Genomic DNA, 15,927 nt, shown 5'->3' with positions numbered 1-15,927 from the left:
CGGCCCCGCCCCGGCCCCGCCGCGCCCGCCCCGGCCCCGCCGCCCCCACCCGGCGATCCGCGCCCCCGCCAAGTCCGGTCCGGGCGCCGGTCGTCGGCGCCCCGTGCGTGTAGCCCGCACGTTCCACCACGCCGTATTCCCGCCCACGGCCCGCGGCCGCCGTGATCAGACCCACAAAACCGCAGGCCCGGGCCGTCTGGCGGTGTCCCACACCGCTCGTATGCTCGGAGGATGACCACGAGCGCGCAGGGAAACGAACCGGGTGCCCCGACTGGCTCCGCCGCCCCCACAGCCAACGCGATGCGCCGTGCACTCAAGCGCGCCCGCGACGGCGTGGCGCTGGACACCGCCGAGGCGGCGGTGCTGCTCCAGGCGCGCGGCGACGACCTGCGGGAGCTGATGGCCTCCGCCGCCCGGGTCCGCGACGCGGGCCTGGAGGCGGCCGGCCGCCCCGGGGTCATCACCTACTCGCGCAGCGTCTTCATCCCGCTCACCCGGCTGTGCCGGGACAAGTGTCACTACTGCACCTTCGCGACCGTCCCCGGCAAGTTGCGCCGCGCGGGCCACGGGATGTATCTGTCGCCCGACGAGGTCCTCGCCATCGCCCGCCGGGGCGCCGAAATGGGCTGCAAGGAAGCGCTGATCACCCTCGGCGACCGCCCCGAGGACCGCTGGCCCGAGGCGCGCGAATGGCTGGAGGCCGAGGGGTACGACGACACCATCGCGTACGTACGGGCCATGGCGATCCGCGTCCTGGAGGAGACGGGCCTGCTGCCCCACCTCAACCCCGGCGCGCTGACCTGGACCGACTTCCAGCGGCTCAAGCCGGTCGCCCCCTCCATGGGGATGATGCTGGAGACCACCGCCGAGCGGCTGTGGAGCGAGCCCGGCGGCCCCCACTACGGCTCGCCCGACAAGGAGCCGGCGGTGCGGCTGCGGGTGCTGGAGGACGCCGGGCGCAGCTCCGTCCCGTTCACCAGCGGGTTGCTGATCGGCATCGGCGAGACGCATGAGGAGCGGGCGGATTCGCTGTTCGCGCTGCGCCGCGTCTCCCGCTCGTACCACGGCATCCAGGAAGTCATCGTCCAGAACTTCCGCGCCAAGCCGGACACCGCCATGCGGGGGATGCCGGACGCGGAGCTGGACGACCTGGTGGCCACCGTCGCCGTCGCCCGCCACATCCTGGGCCCGTCCGCCTGCATCCAGGCGCCGCCCAACCTGGTGGACGCGGAGTACGAGCAGCTCATCGGCGCCGGTATCGACGACTGGGGCGGCGTCTCCCCGCTCACTCCGGACCACGTCAACCCCGAGCGCCCCTGGCCCCAGGTGGACGAGCTGGCCGAGCGCTCCGCGGCGGCCGGCTTCCGGCTGCGCGAACGGCTCGCGGTCTACCCCGAGTACGTCCGGCGCGGCGAGCCCTGGCTGGACCCCCGGCTGCTGCCGCATGTCACCGCCCTCGCCGACCCCGAGACCGGCCTGGCCCGCGAGGACGCGATCCCCACCGGGCTGCCCTGGCAGGAGCCCGACGAGGCGTTCAGCGCCTCCGGCCGCACCGATCTGCACCGCGCCATCGACACCGAGGGCCGCACCGGTGACCGCCGTAAGGACTTCGACGAGGTCTATGGCGACTGGGAGGCGCTGCGCGAGGCCGCCGCCCCCGGTATGGTCCCCTCCCGCATCGACGCCGACGTCAAGGCCGCGCTGGCCCAGGCCGCCGACGACCCGACCCGGCTGACCGACCCCGAGGCGCTGGCCCTGCTCCACGCCGAGGGCCCGGCGCTGGACGCCCTGTGCCGCATCGCGGACGATCTGCGCCGGGCGACCGTCGGGGACGACGTCACCTACATCGTCACCAGGAACATCAACTTCACCAACGTCTGCTACACCGGCTGCCGCTTCTGCGCCTTCGCCCAGCGCCGCACCGACGCCGACGCCTACACCCTCTCCCTGAACCAGGTCGCCGACCGCGCCCAGCAGGCGTGGGACGTGGGCGCGGTGGAGGTCTGCATGCAGGGCGGCATCCACCCGGATCTGCCCGGCACCGCGTACTTCGACATCGCACGCGCGGTCAAGGAGCGCGTGCCCGGCATGCACGTCCACGCCTTCTCCCCGATGGAGGTCGTCAACGGCGCGACCCGCACCGGCATGTCCATCCGCGAATGGCTGACGGCGGCGCGCGAGGCGGGTCTGGACACCATCCCCGGCACGGCCGCGGAGATCCTGGACGACGAGGTGCGCTGGGTGCTCACCAAGGGCAAGCTGCCGACGGCCACCTGGGTCGAGGTGGTCAAAACGGCGCATGAGCTGGGCATCCGGTCCTCGTCCACGATGATGTACGGCCATGTGGACCAGCCCCGCCACTGGCTGGCCCATCTGCGGCTGCTCGCCGAGATCCAGCAGGAGACGGGCGGCTTCACCGAATTCGTCACCCTCCCCTTCATCCACACCAACGCCCCCGTCTACCTCGCCGGCATCGCCCGCCCCGGCCCCACCACCCGCGACAACCGCGCCGTCACGGCCATGGCGCGGATCCTGCTCCACCCCCATATCCCCAACATCCAGACGAGCTGGGTGAAGCTGGGCACGGAGGGCGCCGCCGAGATGCTCCGCTCCGGCGCCAACGACCTGGGCGGCACCCTTATGGAGGAGACCATCTCCCGTATGGCGGGCTCCTCCTACGGCTCCTACCGCTCCATCCAGGACCTGGTGGCCATCGCCGAACTGGCCGGCCGCCCGGCCCGCGCCCGCAGCACCACCTACGGCCCCGTCCCCGAGGACCGCCAGGCCGCCGCCTTGGCCTCGGACGGCCATCTGCCGGAGCTGCTCCCGGTGCTGGGGGACTGACCCCGGCTCACCGTTCGCGGGCGCGCCGCGCCGATACTCCGGCGCGCGCCGCGCGGATACGCTGCCATGGGGAGCCGGGGGAAGGGGGACCCATGGCAGAGCGGCGTCCGACGATGCGCGAGCTGATCCAGCGGCGGCGCCGGTTCGTGGGGCGGCGGCAGGAGATGGCCGCGTTCCGGGAGAACTTCGCCGTGCCGCCCGAGGACGCCGCGCACCACTTCCTGTTCCATGTGCGCGGCGACGCCGGGGTGGGCAAGACGACGCTGCTGCGGCAGCTCGAGAACACCGCGCGGGAGCACCGGGCGCTCATCGCCTCCGTGGACGAGTCCGTGAACAGCGTCCCCGAGGTGATGGCGGCCATCAGCGCCCAGTTCGCGCAAGCGGGCCATCCGCTGAAGTCCTTCGACAAGCTGCTGGCGACGTACCGGCAGCGGCGCCACGAGGCCGACGCGGCGGCGCAGCAGCCCGCGCCACAGCCGACGGAGGGGGCGGCGGGCGGCCCCCAGCCGTCGGCGTCGAGCACGTTCGCCGTCCGGGCGGGGCTGGTCGGGCTCGGCATGGTGCCGGGCGTCGGGGCGCTCGCCGGGGCGGCGGAACCGGACCGGGTCGCCCAGGCCGCCGACCGCGCACGGGCCAAGCTCAGCGCCCGCCTCCGCAGCCATGACGATGTGGACCTGGTGATGTCGCCCCTGGACGCGCTCACCCCCGCGTTCCTCAGGGACGTCGGCGAGGTGGCCGCCTCCGTGCCCTGGGTGGCGTGGTTCTTCGACACCTATGAGCGCACCGGCCCGCTGCTCGACGTGTGGCTGCGCGATGTGATGTTCGAGGGCCGCTACGGCTCGCTCCCGGCCAACGCGGTGGTGACGCTGGCCGGACAGGGCACGCTCGCACCGCGCTGCTGGGCCGACTACGCCGACCTCGTGGTGGACCTCCCCCTGGTCCCGTTCACGGAGGCGGAGGCCCGGCAGCTCCTGACGGCCAAGGGCGTGGCCGACGAGCAGGTGATCGAGGTCGTCCTCCGCCTCACCGGAGGGCTGCCGGTGCTGGTGTCCATGCTGGCGGAGGCGCGGCCCACCACCCCCGAGGCCGTGGGCGACCCCTCCGGCACCGCCGTGGAGCGCTTCCTGAAGTGGGTGAGCGACGAGACCCACCGCTCGGTCGCCCTGGCCGCGGCCCTGCCCCGGCGCCTGGACGAGGACGTCTTCGCGGCCGCGGTGGGGGACGAGGCGGCCGAGCTCTACGGCTGGCTCCGCTCGCTCCCGTTCGTGACCGACAGCTCCGGCCGCTGCCGCTACCACGAGGTCGTCCGCACGGCCATGCTGCGACTCCAGCGCAACCAGTCCCCGCAGACGTGGCGCGCCCGCCACCTCCGGCTGGCCGATGCCTTCGCGGGGTGGCAGCGGCAGATCGAGGAGTCGTTGGAGGGGGACGAGAAGTGGCGGCACGAGCGGTGGCTGGACTGCCGGCTGGAGGAGGCGTACCACCGGCTGTGCGCGACCCCGGAGGAAGCGCTGCGCGGGGAGCTGCGCGCGTATCTGTGCGACTACCTGAACCATACGGCGACGTCCTGGGAGCGCCGCTGGATGCGGACGCTGCTGGAGGCGGGCCGCGACAGCGGAGTCGAGTCCGTACGGGCGTGGGGTGAACGCTTCCTGGCGGAGTCCACGCTGAGCGACATGGCGACGACGATGACGCTCCTGATCGGCGAGGTCGAGCAGGACGAGCGGGCCTCGGCCGTGGCCTTCGCGCTCCGCGGCATGGCCCGGGCGGACATGGAGGAGCTGGAGGAGGCGCTGGCGGACGCGGAGCGGGCGCTGGAGCTGGACGCCGGCAGCGACCGCGCCCACGCTGCCCGCGGATACGCCTACCTCGGCATGAAGCGTTACGAGCAGGCGCGGGAAAGCCTCGACCGCGCCCTCGAACTCGAGCCCGACTTCGCCTGGGTGCTGTCCCAGCGCGGCGAGGTGAACAGCCTTCTGGGGCGGTTCGAGGAGGCCCTGGCCGACCTCACCCGCTCCTTCGACCTGGACGACGGGAGCGCGTGGACCGTGTCCACCCGCGGTCTGGTCCACTACGCGATCCGGGACTACGACAGCGCGCTGGCGGATTTCACCCGAGCCCTGGAGATCAGACCCAAATGGGCCTGGGCCCACGCGGAGCGTGCGGCGACCTACCGGATGCTCGGGCGGTACGAGGAGTCGCTCGCGGACGCCGAACGGTCCATTGAACTCGGCTCCGATCATGCCGGGTTCAGCCATATCCACGCCCTCCGCAACCTGGGCCGCTACGAGGAGGCGATCAGCGCGGCCGACGGCTACCTCGCGTCCCATCCGGGCGATCAGGAGGCGCTCGCCGAGCGCGGTGAGGCGTACCGGATGACGGACCGCTTCCAGGAGGCGCTGGCGGACTTCGGCCGGGCCATCGAGATCGAGCCGTCGTATGTGTTCGCGCTGGTCCGGCGGGGGCAGACGTATCAGCACATCGGTCGGCTCGGCGAAGCCCTGGCCGATTTCGACACCGCACTCTCCGCCGATCCCGACGACGCCTGGGTGCCCGCGAACCGGGGCGCCCTGCGGCTGCGCCTGGGCGAGGACGAGGCCGCCCTCGCCGATCTGGACCGGGCGCTCGGGCTCGACCCCGACGACCTACAGACGCTGGAGGCGAGGGCCAGGTGCCACCGCCGGGCGGGCCGGTACGCCGTGGCCGCGACGGACATCGAGCGGGCGGCGGCCCTGGACGACCAGGACCTCGACATCGCCTTCGAGTACGCGATGCTGGTGAGCCGCACGGCAGGTCTCCTCGATGCGCGAGAGCGGTGGATCGCCTTCGAGGCGCTCCTGGACGAGCACCGCGACCAGTGGGACCCGCAGGCCCGGGTGGCCGCTCCGATCGTCAGCAGGGCCGCCCTCGGGGACGGGGCCGGGGCGGACCGCTTCGTGGCGGAGCTGACCGCCACCCGGCCGTACTGGGAGATCGTCGACGACGTCATACGCGCACTGGACGACCTCGCCCAGTGTCCCGGGGCCGACCCCACCCTGCTCGCCGCCCTGCGCGCCCCGCTCGCCGGGCTCCGGGCGAGCCTGGACCACGGCCGGACGGCGCTCGGATAAGGGCTTTCGGCGCGCGGCCGACATTCGGTGAGGGAATTCGCATTCTCGGAATGCGGCCGTCCGTCGTCTTCTCCGTGATGACGCCTTCACAATCCGCGGCGGCCAAGAGCCGATCATTAGGTGTCCATTACAGTTCAAAGACAGTTCAGGGCCATTCACGCAGCGAAGAAATGAGGCATAGGTCGTGACCGCAACCGCCAGCGCAGCGACCGGCGTATGGGGCCGCGCCGAACAGCAGGACTTCCGCAGCCGGGTGCGCGGCTGTCTGCTCGGCGGGGCCATCGGGGACGCGCTGGGGGCGGCCGTGGAGTTCGCCTCCCTGGACGAGATCAGGGCGGCACACGGACCCGAGGGCGTGACGGACTTCCTGCCCGCCTATGGCGGCCGCGGGCGGGTCACTGACGACACCCAGATGACGCTGTTCACCGTGGATGGACTGATACGGGCCCAGGTGCGCCGTGACACCGGGGCCTGGCACCCGCCCACCGACATCCACTCCGCCCACCGCCGCTGGTACTCCACCCAGCGCGACTGGGGCCCCGATGAGCGCCGTAAGGACGCCGGCTGGCTGGCCCGCGAGGAGTGGCTGTACGCCCAGCGGTCCCCGGGCCGGGCCTGTATCACCGGGCTCGCCGACGAGACCATGGGCACCCTGGAGCGGCCCAAGAACCCCGACTCCAAGGGATGCGGCGCCGTGATGCGCTCCGCGCCCTTCGGACTGCTGGTGGGCTGGGAGCCACAGTTGGTCTTCCAACTGGCCATCGAGTGCGCGGCCCAGACCCACGGCCACCCCACCGGCTACCTCTCGGCCGGTGCCTTCGCCCTCATCGTGCACGGCCTCGCGCGCGGCGAGGCGCTGGACGGAGCCGTCCAGCGCGCCCTCGCCCATCTGGCCACCCGCCCCGGCCACGAGGAGACCACGAACGCGCTGCGGCACGCCCTCGGCGCCGTACGGCAGGGCCTGCCGACCCCCGAGCGCGTCGCGTCGCTCGGCGAGGGCTGGACCGGTGAGGAGGCCCTGGCGATGGCCCTGTACTGCGCCCTGGTCGCCGAGGACGTCCGCCACGGGCTGCTGCTCGCGGTCAACCACGGCGGGGACAGCGACTCCACGGCGGCCATCTGCGGCAATCTGCTGGGCGCGCTGCACGGCGAGACGGCGCTGCCGCCCGCCTGGCTGGCGGAGGTCGAGGGGCGCGGCACGATCCTGGAGCTGGCCGACGACTTCGCCATGGAGATGACCCAGGGCCCGGCCCTGCACGGCCCCGGCAGCTCCTCCCCGGCCTGGCTCACCCGCTACCCGCGCGCGTAGGTCCGCTCCGGCCGCCGCCGCGCCGCACCCCCACCGGTCCGCTGCCGCCCCAAGGTCCGGATCCCCTCCCAGGGACGCCATGGACGCCTTACGGCGCGCAGGGTCAGATACGCGGCCACGCCCAGGAAGGCGACGCCGATCAGCGGATAGACGGCGGTCAGCAGCATCTGAGCGGGGTTCTGGTGGAGCTCCACCCGGGCGGGTCGGCTGTGGGGCGCGTACCAGACCATGAAGGAGCAGAACAGCAGCCCGGTCACCATCGTCCAGGCCGTCCAGCCCGCCGTGCGCCGCCGCACCGCCTCCACCGCGAGCAGCAGGACCATCGGGACGGCCCACACCCAGTGGTGCGACCAGGAGACCGGGCTGACCATGAGGGCGGTCACCGCGCAGGTCAGGGCGGCCCAGGCGCGGGCGTTCGGCAGGCGGCTGTCGTCGGTCAGCTGGGCGGCCACCGCCGTGGCCAGACCCACACAGCCGACCAGCGCGGCCGCCGCGAGCCACCACATGCCGGGGTCGGGGGTGTGCAGCACACGGGCGAGGGCGCCCTTGAGGTTCTGGTTGCCCGCGCCCTCGACATCGCCGGGGCGGTCGGTCGCGAAGACGACCTCGGTCCAGAAGCGCCGGGAGTCATGCGGCAGCGCCAGAGCGGAGAACGCGACCGTAAGGACGAAGGCGGCGGTCGCGACGGCCGCGCGCCGCAGATGGTCGTTCAGGAAGCGCCGCGGCGGCGGGCCGCTTCCGGGCCCGGTACGCCTCCGGGCCGCCCCGGCCGCCCGCAGCCGCCGGAGGCCGAGGAAGAGTCCGGCCAGTCCCAGGAAGACCACGAAGAGCCCCGGGGTGAGCTTGATCCCGGTGGCGATGCCCGTCCCGACCCCCGCCCAGCGGTGGCCCGCCCGGCGGGTCAGATCCCACAGCACCAGCGCCGTGACCAGCAGATTGATCTGCCCGTAGCGCAGGGTCGTCCACACCGGTTCGCACCACACCCCGACGGCGGCCAGGGCCAGGACGGCGGCCGGTCGCGGCACCCGGGCGGGCACCCCGGTCAGCCGCAGCGACAGATGGGCCACGCCGACCATCAGGACGAGATTGACGGCCGTTCCGAAGGTCCGCAGGACGCCCGTGCTCATCACGGTCAGCGGGGTGAAGAGCAGGGCGGCGAACGGCGGATAGGTATTGGGGAGATTGTGCTCAGTCGCCCGCATGTCATAAAGATCCACCGCATCGCGTACGGTCCATCCCTCGGCGCGGTAGACCAGCAGATCGACCATCGACACCTGGGCGGCCCGCTGCGCGATCCAGAACCCGGTGAAGGAGAGCAGGCAGAAGACCGCCGCGCACAGGACCGGTCGGCGCAGTACGAGGGCGCGGGCCCGGTGGATCCGGGAGTCGGTGATCGTCTGGGTGGCGGTCACGGGGGCTCCAGAGGTCCCTGAGGACGGCGGCTCGGTGGGGGCGGGGCGAGTCGGGTCCGGGTGGTGCGGTCGGTACGGTCGGTGGCAGGCGGGCTCGGACGGCCGACCATAGTACGTTCCGGATGAGAACCGCAGGTGAGCAAAAGGTTGCCTGGACAGCCGGGATCTCCCCACCGCCACCCCGGCCCCGCGTTCCACTTCCGCCCCGCCGGGGGCGGCCGGCCGTAAGGTGGGCCGGTGTTTGCCTCCGCCGCCGTCATACGTGATGCCACCCACGCCGACCTGGACGCCATCGCCGCGATCTTCGGTCACTACGTCACCGAGACCGTCGTCACCTTCGAGGAGACCCCTCCCACCGTCGAGGACTGGGCGCGGCGGCTCGCGGAGCTGACCGACCGGGGCCTGCCGTTCCTGGTCGCCGAGGTTCCCGCAGGCGGCCGTACGGCCGCCGAAGACGACGGCCTTACGGTCGTCGGATACGCCTACGCCGGGCCCTGGCGCCCCAAGCCCGCGTACCGCCACACCGCCGAGGACGCCATCTACCTCGCCCCCGGGCGCACCGGCGCGGGGCTCGGGGCCGCGCTGCTCGACGCCCTGCTCACCCGCTGTGCCGAGGCGGGCGTACGGCAGGTCGTCGCGGTCATCGCCGACTCCGGCAGCGATGCCTCGGCCGCGCTGCACCGGCGCTTCGGCTTCCGCCCCGCGGGCCTGCTGGCCGGGGTCGGCCACAAGCACGGGCGCTGGATCGACACCCAGCTCATGCAGTGCGATCTGACGGCCCGCCCCACCCCGTAGGGGCGCGCACCGGCCGACGAACGGACGGACCCGGGCCGCCGGTCACCCCGCACCGGGTGGTGACCGGCGGCCCGGGTCATGGCCGCCGCGCGGAAGGTGTCAGTCCGTGGCGCCCGCGACCGACTTGCGGTCGTCCGCGTCGCCCTGCACCGACAGCGCGGCACTCGCCGAACCCGGCCCGTCGTCATCCGAGTTGAGCGAGGCGAGGATGGCATCGCGCTCCGGGGTGTCCTCCGGCTTGATGTAGCCGATGGCGATGAAGAGCACGAGCGAGACCGCGAGCGGGACGGAGATCTGGTACTCCAGGTTCACGCCTCCGTCGATCGCGTCGTTGATCGGGTAGTTGACCAGGTAGAAGGCGATCAGCCCCATGGCCCAGCTGACCAGTGCCGCCGTCGGACCCGACTTGCGGAAGGTGCGCAGCATGCCGAGCATCAGCGGGATCGCGATCGGTCCCATGAGCCCGGCGACCCACTTGATCACGACGGTGATGATGTCGCCGAAGAAGTCCGAGTTGACCTGGGTGGCGATGGCCATCGACAGGGCGAGGAAGAGCAGCGTGGTGTAGCGGGCCGCGATCAGCCCGGTGCGGGAGGACCATTCCCGTACGGACTTGAAGACGGCGGGCATGATGTCCCGGGTCACCACGGCCGCGATCGCGTTGGCGTCCGAGGAGCACATCGCCATGGTGTGGGAGAAGAAGCCGACGATGACCAGGCCCAGCAGACCGTGCGGCAGCAGGTGTTCGGCCATCTCGGCGTACGAGTCGGCGGGCTTGTCCGTCTTGATGATCAGCGGCGCGACCCACATGGGGAAGAACAGCACCAGCGGCCAGACGAACCACAGGACGGCCGACAGCCGGGCCGAGCGCTTGGCGGAGTGGGCGCTGTCGGTGGCCATGTAGCGCTGCGCCTGGTTCCACATGCCGCCGTTGTACTCGAAGGTCTTGATGAAGAGGTACGCGAGCAGGAAGACCAGGGTGTACGGGCCGACGGTCGGCTGGTGGTGGCTGTCGGGGAGGTCGTCCCAGACGGTCCAGAAGGTGCTGAAGCCGTCCAGCTCGTGGAGTACGGCGATCAGCATCGAAATGCCCGCCACGAACTGGATGATGAACTGGCCGAGTTCGGTGAGCGCGTCGGCCCACAGACCGCCGACGGTGCAGTAGACGGCGGTGACCGCGCCCGTGATCAGGATGCCCTGGTTGAGCGAGACACCGGTGAAGATGGAGAGCAGGGTGGCGATGGCCGCCCACTTGGCACCCACGTCCACGATCTTCAACAGCACCCCGGACCAGGCCAGCGCCTGCTGCGTGGGCAGGTTGTAGCGGTTCTTCAGATATTCGAGCGGCGAGGCCACCTTGAGTTTGCTGCGTACCCGGTTCAGCCGCGGCGCGAAGAGGTTGGCGCCGATCGCGATGCCGATGGCGATGGGGAAGGACCAGGTGACATAGGAGGTGATGCCGTATTGGTAGGCGATGGCCGCGTATCCCGTGAACATCACCGCGCTGTAGCCGGACATGTGGTGCGAGATCCCGGACAGCCACCAGGGCATCTTGCCGCCCGCGGTGAAGAAGTCGCTGACGTTGTCCACACGCTTGTGGGACCAGAGGCCGATGCCGACCATGACACCGAAGTAGCCGATCAGTACAACCCAGTCGAGACTGTTCATGTCCCCTCCCAGGGGTCCGCCATATGAACGGGAGCGCACTTCGCCGCGACGTTCGTCATGGACGGTTCCCCCGAGCGGGAGCGGGGTACTTCCGGGATTGAACCGCTCGTTCGGGTGACCGGTCAAGGGTTCTAAAGGTCACGAATGTGAACGCAGATCAGAAAGAGAGACGATTTTACGGTTTCTTGACCCGGTGGAGTGTTGTCGTGCGCATCGTCACGAACCCACCATGATCTGGCACTTCGTCAGACGCACGCCCACCGATCGCTGGGTCGTACGGGAGCGGGATCCCGAAAGGCCGGACAGGAGTCGCGCTAACGCATCAGTTCACCGGCGTTCACCAGCAGCGACTGCCCGGTGATCGACCGGGCCCGGTCGGAGGCCAGGAACACCGCGGCCTCCGCCACATCGCCGTCCGTCGCCAGCTCCGGCAGGGCCATCCGGTCGGTGAGCCGGCTCAGCACCTCGGCCTCGCTCACGCCCTCGGTCTGCGCGGTGAAGGTCACATACGCCTGCACCGGCGGTCCCCACATCCAGCCGGGCTGCACGGTGTTGACCCGTATCCGGTGCGGACCCAGCTCACGCGCGAGCGCGTACATGGCGGAGGTCAGCGCGCCCTTGGAGGCGGCGTACGCGGTCTGGCGCAGCTCGGTGGGGGCGGCGGACGACGACTGGGTGCCGATCAGCACGACCGAGCCGCCGTTCCGCTTCAGTGCGGGCAGACAGGCGCGGGTCATCCGGAGCGTCCCGAGCAGATTGATGTCCACCACCCGGGCCCAGGAGGCGAAGTCGGCGTCCTCCAGCCCGCCGAAGTGGCTGTCCAGCGCGGCCACATGGACCACGGCGTCGATCCGGCCGAAGCGGTCGAGGGCGAGCGCGGCGAGGGCCTCGCACTGCGCCTCGTCCGCGATGTCGGTGGGCCGCCAGGCGGTGCGCTCACCGCCCGGATCGACCTCCTCCGCCACCTTCGGCAGCCGTTCCTCGGTCCGCGCCCCCAGCACCACCCGGGCCCCGTCCCGGACGCAGGCGGCCACCACCCGGGCCCCCAGTCCGGGTCCGACCCCGGAGACGACGACGGTCTTGCCCTGCAGCGGCATGGCGGAACCTCCCGTGTCTGGCGTCGCGTCAGATTAGGGGCGCGGCCGTCAGATGGCCAGAGCACCACCGGCCCCGTTTCGCCGTCCGATTCCGCGCACTTGATTCGGGCGCACCCCTCCCCAACTGACGTCACGTCAGCTACACCTGAGGGACATGACGAGCGACGCGTACGCGGAACTGGCCTCCGTCGGCCCGTACGGGGTGCGCCCTGGCCATGCCCTGATCACCCTGGTCGAACCGCATCCGGGCCATGAGTACGCCTACAACCGCTGGTACGAGGACGACCACTTCATCGCGGGCGCGATGGCCATGCCGTGGATCTACGCGGGCCGCCGCTGGGTCGCTACCCGTGAGCTTCAGCTGCTGCGCTACCCCGAGAAGTCGGCGATCGCCCAGCCGGTGACCGCCGGCTGCTACCTCTCCGTCTACTGGCTCACCGAGGGGCGCTACGCGGACCACATGCGGTGGACGGTCGGCATCAACAAGCGGCTCCTGCGGGACGGGCGGGTCTACCAGGGCCGTCGCCACGTCTTCACGGCCTTCCAGGACCGCGAGGCCACCGTCTACCGGGACGGGGCGGCCGGGCCGCGCGACCACCACGCGCTGGACCACCCCTATGCCGGGCTGGCACTGGAGGTGATCGAGAGCGAGGGCCCGGAGCAGCGGGAGGAGCTGCTCGCATGGCTCCGATCCAGACATCTGCCGCGCCGGCTCGCCGGCTCGCCCGCCGCGATGGTGACGGTCTTCCGGCCGACTCCGCTGCCCTCGGACCGGATGTCGTACGTGAAGCAGGTCGAGGGGGTCGACACCCGGCTGACCCTGCTCTGGTTCCTGGAGTCCGATCCCCGGGAATGCTGGGACCCCTGCTTCACCGGTCTGGACGGCGAAGTGGCCGATGCCGGTCTCGGCCGGGTGGAATTCATGGCGCCGTTCATTCCGACGATTCCCGGTACGGACCAATACGTGGCGGAACTCCGCTGAAGCGGCGACGTGGGAAAGCACCGGAAACGGCAAGAGCCCTCTCGGCAGGGACGGCGACCGGTCGAGAGGGCTCGGGTGCGGGTGTGGCGCTCCGCGCCGCCGACCGCGCTACCGCGGCCGGGTGTTGCGGAGATCAGTCGAGGTCGAAGGCGCCTCGGCCGACGTCGGACACAAAGGCCGACCACGATGCGGGGGCGAAGCTGAGCGTCGGTCCGTGGGGGTCCTTGGAGTCGCGCACGGCGACCTCGCTGATGACCGGGGAGGAGATTTCCACGCAAGCGCCGTTTCCGGCCGAGTACGAGGATTTCACCCACATGCTCGTCTTTCCCTGCTGAATGGACACGATTGCTCCGATGCATTGTGTAGATGAGACGCACCCCCGATTGGAGGCGTCACCGACGTTACTCGGCAACATCGTCTGGAAAGCGGGCCATTCACTCGACCGGGTGGCATATTCCCGTGGCCTCTTCCGCGGTGCGGCGCGGAGGTGTAATCTCCGCTCTTCACCGTTTGCGCCGGAGCGTTTCCGTCCCCCCTCAGTCCGCCGGAATCGCCTCGCCCTCCTCCTGGTGCCGGCGGGCGTGCTCCTGGGCCACCTCGGTGATGAACTGGCGGCTCTGATCCGCGTTCAGCGCCTGGGCCCGCAGATGCTCGTACATCATGCTGTAGCTCTGCACATCGCTGAGCTTCTCCAGATACAGGTCACTGGTCACGCCCTCGAGATAGACGACGCTGGTGTCCGACTCGTCCGAGAACTCCAGGATGGTGAACTGCCCGCTCATCCCCGGATGCGACCCCATGTCGAAGGGCAGCGCCTGCACCGTCACATGGGGCTCGTGGCTCATCCGGACCAGATAGTCCAGCTGATCGCTCATGATCTTGGAGTTGCCGACCACCCGCCGCATCGCCGCCTCGTCCACGACCGCCCACAGCCGCAGCGGGGCCAGCGGATCGGTGATCCGTTCCTGGCGCCTGAGCCGGACCTGCACCCGCTGGGCGATCTGGTCCTGCGGAGCCTCCGGCAGGGCGCCGCTGATCACCGCCTCCGCGTACTCCGGGGTCTGCAAGAGGCCGGGCAGCACCTGGGGTTCGTAGACCCGCAGCGACGCCGCGTCCGTCTCGAAGCCGATGTAGACGCTGTACGGCACATCGCCGAAGGCGTTCCACCACCCTTGCTGGCGCGACTCCTTCGCCATTTGCATCAGGGAATCGACCAGCGCCTTGTCCTCCACCTTGTAGGTGCGGCACAGGTCGCGCACATCGCGCTGGCTGATGCTGCGGCGCCCGTTCTCCAGTCGGCTGATCTTCGACTGGGAGACCATCAGCTCCTCCGCCACCTCCTCCGCCGTCATGCCCTTCTCCTGGCGGAGCCTGCGCAGTTCCTGGCCCAACCGGCGTCGCCGGACAGTGGGGCCGACGTTCGATGTCACGGGACGTGCACCTCCGGCTTCGTACTGCTGATTCATGCTGCTCAGCAGCCTGCCACTACCGGACGGGAGCGCGCTGGGAAATGGTCGCATAAATGCGGCCACGCAACGGTGGACGAACGCGCGCGCGGGGCGGTGGGGCGGCCGGTCGTCCAAATCGGCCGTCCCACCACCCCGCGCGCTTCAGCGGCTCCCGAACCGGGTCAGTGGGGACTGCGGTGCGGTCGGTGGAGCGTCAGTGGTGCTCGGTGCTGCTCGGAGCCGGACGGTGGCGCTCCGCCCCGGACGGTGCCGGGAGCGGTGTCCACCGCCCCGCTGACGGGCTGCTGGTGCGTTCGACGGGCTGGGTGGTGCGTGGTGGTGCGATGGTGCCCCGAAGGGGCCTCAGCGCGCTCCGACGCGGGCCATGCTCCCGCGACGGGACGGCTGGGCCGGAACGCCGGCCGCGGGCTCCGCCGCGGCGCGCGTCCCCGGCTGTCGGCCTGTGGCCGGTGCGCGCCGTGGCTGCGCCGCGACACCGTTCTGCACGTCCATCACGGCGTGCGCCACGAGACCGCCCATCGGGTCGTGCCGGATCAGATCCCGGAGCCTGGAGCGCGAGGAACGCCCCTCGTTCCCGGGATACAGGTGTTTGCCGAGCCCGACCGCGTGGGCCAGGGCGGCGAGCGCGGCGGTCCGCGGGTCCGGCGGTACGCCGGTGCGGATCGCGCTGTCCAGCCGGGCCCTGATCTCCCGGCTGATCGCCGTGTCCGTCGCCTGGTAACGCGTCGTCGGCAGTACGCCACACATCTGGCCCGCGACGGCATGCACCATGCCGCAGCGCTCCAGGTGCGTGAGGTACGTCTGGCGCAGCCCCAGCCGGGGCCCGCCGATCCAGTGGACCGCGCGCACCGGGCTGCCGCGTCGGCGCAGCAGCTCCAGCGCGGAGTCCAGAGTCGGATCTCCGGTCGGCCGTGGCAGCACCACGGCGATACGATCCCCGTCAGGGGCTATCCGTCCGGCCAAGGCCAGCTCTACTAGCTGTGCCCCGGCAAGACCGAGGTCAAGCGACTGCGGCTGCGCCGTGGTACCCGTGGTCGGGTCCAAAGCGAGCAGCAGAAGCTCCTCCGGAATTGTTCTGCGGCTCCTGCCCATCCATGCCTCCCCGCGTGGATGAATGACAGGGTGACCCCTCTCACATTGGTCTGTCGAGAGTGCCTGGGGGGTTTGGGTGGGAACCAGTAGGTATGTCGTTCTCGTCTAGCAGGTGGGCGGGCACCTGAAGACGCTCTCCGGCTGTGGCG

Annotated in this window: 11 protein-coding genes; 5 read left to right on the top strand and 6 right to left on the bottom strand. The window is 71.3% G+C overall.

The window, feature by feature from the left end; translation table 11 throughout:
• The first annotated feature begins 231 nt into the window (after positions 1–231).
• From ACZ6TD_RS20730 to ACZ6TD_RS20720, 3 genes are all read left to right on the top strand, one after another.
• The gene (locus tag ACZ6TD_RS20730) at positions 232–2,844 is read left to right on the top strand and encodes a bifunctional FO biosynthesis protein CofGH (protein WP_471356114.1); all 2,613 of its coding nucleotides are present in this window, start codon (positions 232–234) and stop codon (positions 2,842–2,844) included.
• A 92-nt stretch (positions 2,845–2,936) separates the two neighbouring features.
• Positions 2,937–5,954: a tetratricopeptide repeat protein gene (locus tag ACZ6TD_RS20725; protein ID WP_471356112.1), complete on the top strand. Its 3,018-nt coding sequence runs from the start codon at positions 2,937–2,939 to the stop codon at positions 5,952–5,954.
• Positions 5,955–6,138: 184 nt separating this feature from the next.
• Positions 6,139–7,263 carry an ADP-ribosylglycohydrolase family protein gene (locus ACZ6TD_RS20720; RefSeq protein WP_471356110.1) on the top strand — a complete coding sequence of 375 codons (1,125 nt, stop codon included), beginning with the start codon at positions 6,139–6,141 and terminating at the stop codon, positions 7,261–7,263.
• Here the strand turns inward: ACZ6TD_RS20720 and ACZ6TD_RS20715 are convergent.
• A complete protein-coding gene (locus tag ACZ6TD_RS20715) occupies positions 7,248–8,675 on the bottom strand; it encodes a glycosyltransferase 87 family protein (RefSeq protein WP_471356109.1) in 1,428 nt (475 codons plus the stop codon). The genes ACZ6TD_RS20720 and ACZ6TD_RS20715 overlap by 16 nt on opposite strands.
• Before the next feature lie 237 nt (positions 8,676–8,912).
• Between ACZ6TD_RS20715 and ACZ6TD_RS20710 the strand changes: the two genes are divergently transcribed.
• Complete coding sequence (locus ACZ6TD_RS20710; protein WP_471356107.1) at positions 8,913–9,470, top strand: GNAT family N-acetyltransferase; 558 nt, start codon at positions 8,913–8,915, stop codon at positions 9,468–9,470.
• 99 nt (positions 9,471–9,569) lie between these two features.
• Here the strand turns inward: ACZ6TD_RS20710 and ACZ6TD_RS20705 are convergent, their stop codons facing one another.
• Positions 9,570–11,138, bottom strand: a complete 1,569-nt coding sequence (locus ACZ6TD_RS20705) for a sodium:solute symporter family protein (protein WP_471356104.1) — start codon at positions 11,136–11,138, stop codon at positions 9,570–9,572.
• A 314-nt stretch (positions 11,139–11,452) separates the two neighbouring features.
• On the bottom strand, positions 11,453–12,235 hold the full coding sequence (locus tag ACZ6TD_RS20700) for an SDR family oxidoreductase (protein WP_471356101.1): 783 nt from the start codon (positions 12,233–12,235) through the stop codon (positions 11,453–11,455).
• A gap of 154 nt (positions 12,236–12,389) precedes the next feature.
• Here ACZ6TD_RS20700 and ACZ6TD_RS20695 point away from each other — a divergent pair, with 154 nt between their 5' ends.
• Positions 12,390–13,217 carry a hypothetical protein gene (locus ACZ6TD_RS20695; RefSeq protein WP_471356099.1) on the top strand — a complete coding sequence of 276 codons (828 nt, stop codon included), beginning with the start codon at positions 12,390–12,392 and terminating at the stop codon, positions 13,215–13,217.
• 133 nt (positions 13,218–13,350) lie between these two features.
• Here the strand turns inward: ACZ6TD_RS20695 and ACZ6TD_RS20690 are convergent, their stop codons facing one another.
• The 3 genes from ACZ6TD_RS20690 to ACZ6TD_RS20680 all read right to left on the bottom strand — a co-directional run bounded on the left by ACZ6TD_RS20690 (position 13,351) and on the right by ACZ6TD_RS20680 (position 15,778).
• Complete coding sequence (locus ACZ6TD_RS20690; RefSeq protein WP_470004170.1) at positions 13,351–13,560, bottom strand: DUF397 domain-containing protein; 210 nt, start codon at positions 13,558–13,560, stop codon at positions 13,351–13,353.
• Between the two features lie 193 nt (positions 13,561–13,753).
• Complete coding sequence (locus ACZ6TD_RS20685) at positions 13,754–14,647, bottom strand: helix-turn-helix domain-containing protein (RefSeq protein ID WP_471356097.1); 894 nt, start codon at positions 14,645–14,647, stop codon at positions 13,754–13,756.
• A 381-nt stretch (positions 14,648–15,028) separates the two neighbouring features.
• Positions 15,029–15,778, bottom strand: coding sequence for a GOLPH3/VPS74 family protein (locus tag ACZ6TD_RS20680; RefSeq protein WP_471356095.1), 750 nt, complete (start codon positions 15,776–15,778; stop codon positions 15,029–15,031).
• Positions 15,779–15,927: the final 149 nt, after the last annotated feature.

Source organism: Streptomyces yongxingensis, assembly GCF_055597465.1.
Note: the sequence above shows the minus strand (reverse complement) of the source record. Positions and strands in the feature narration are given on the sequence as shown.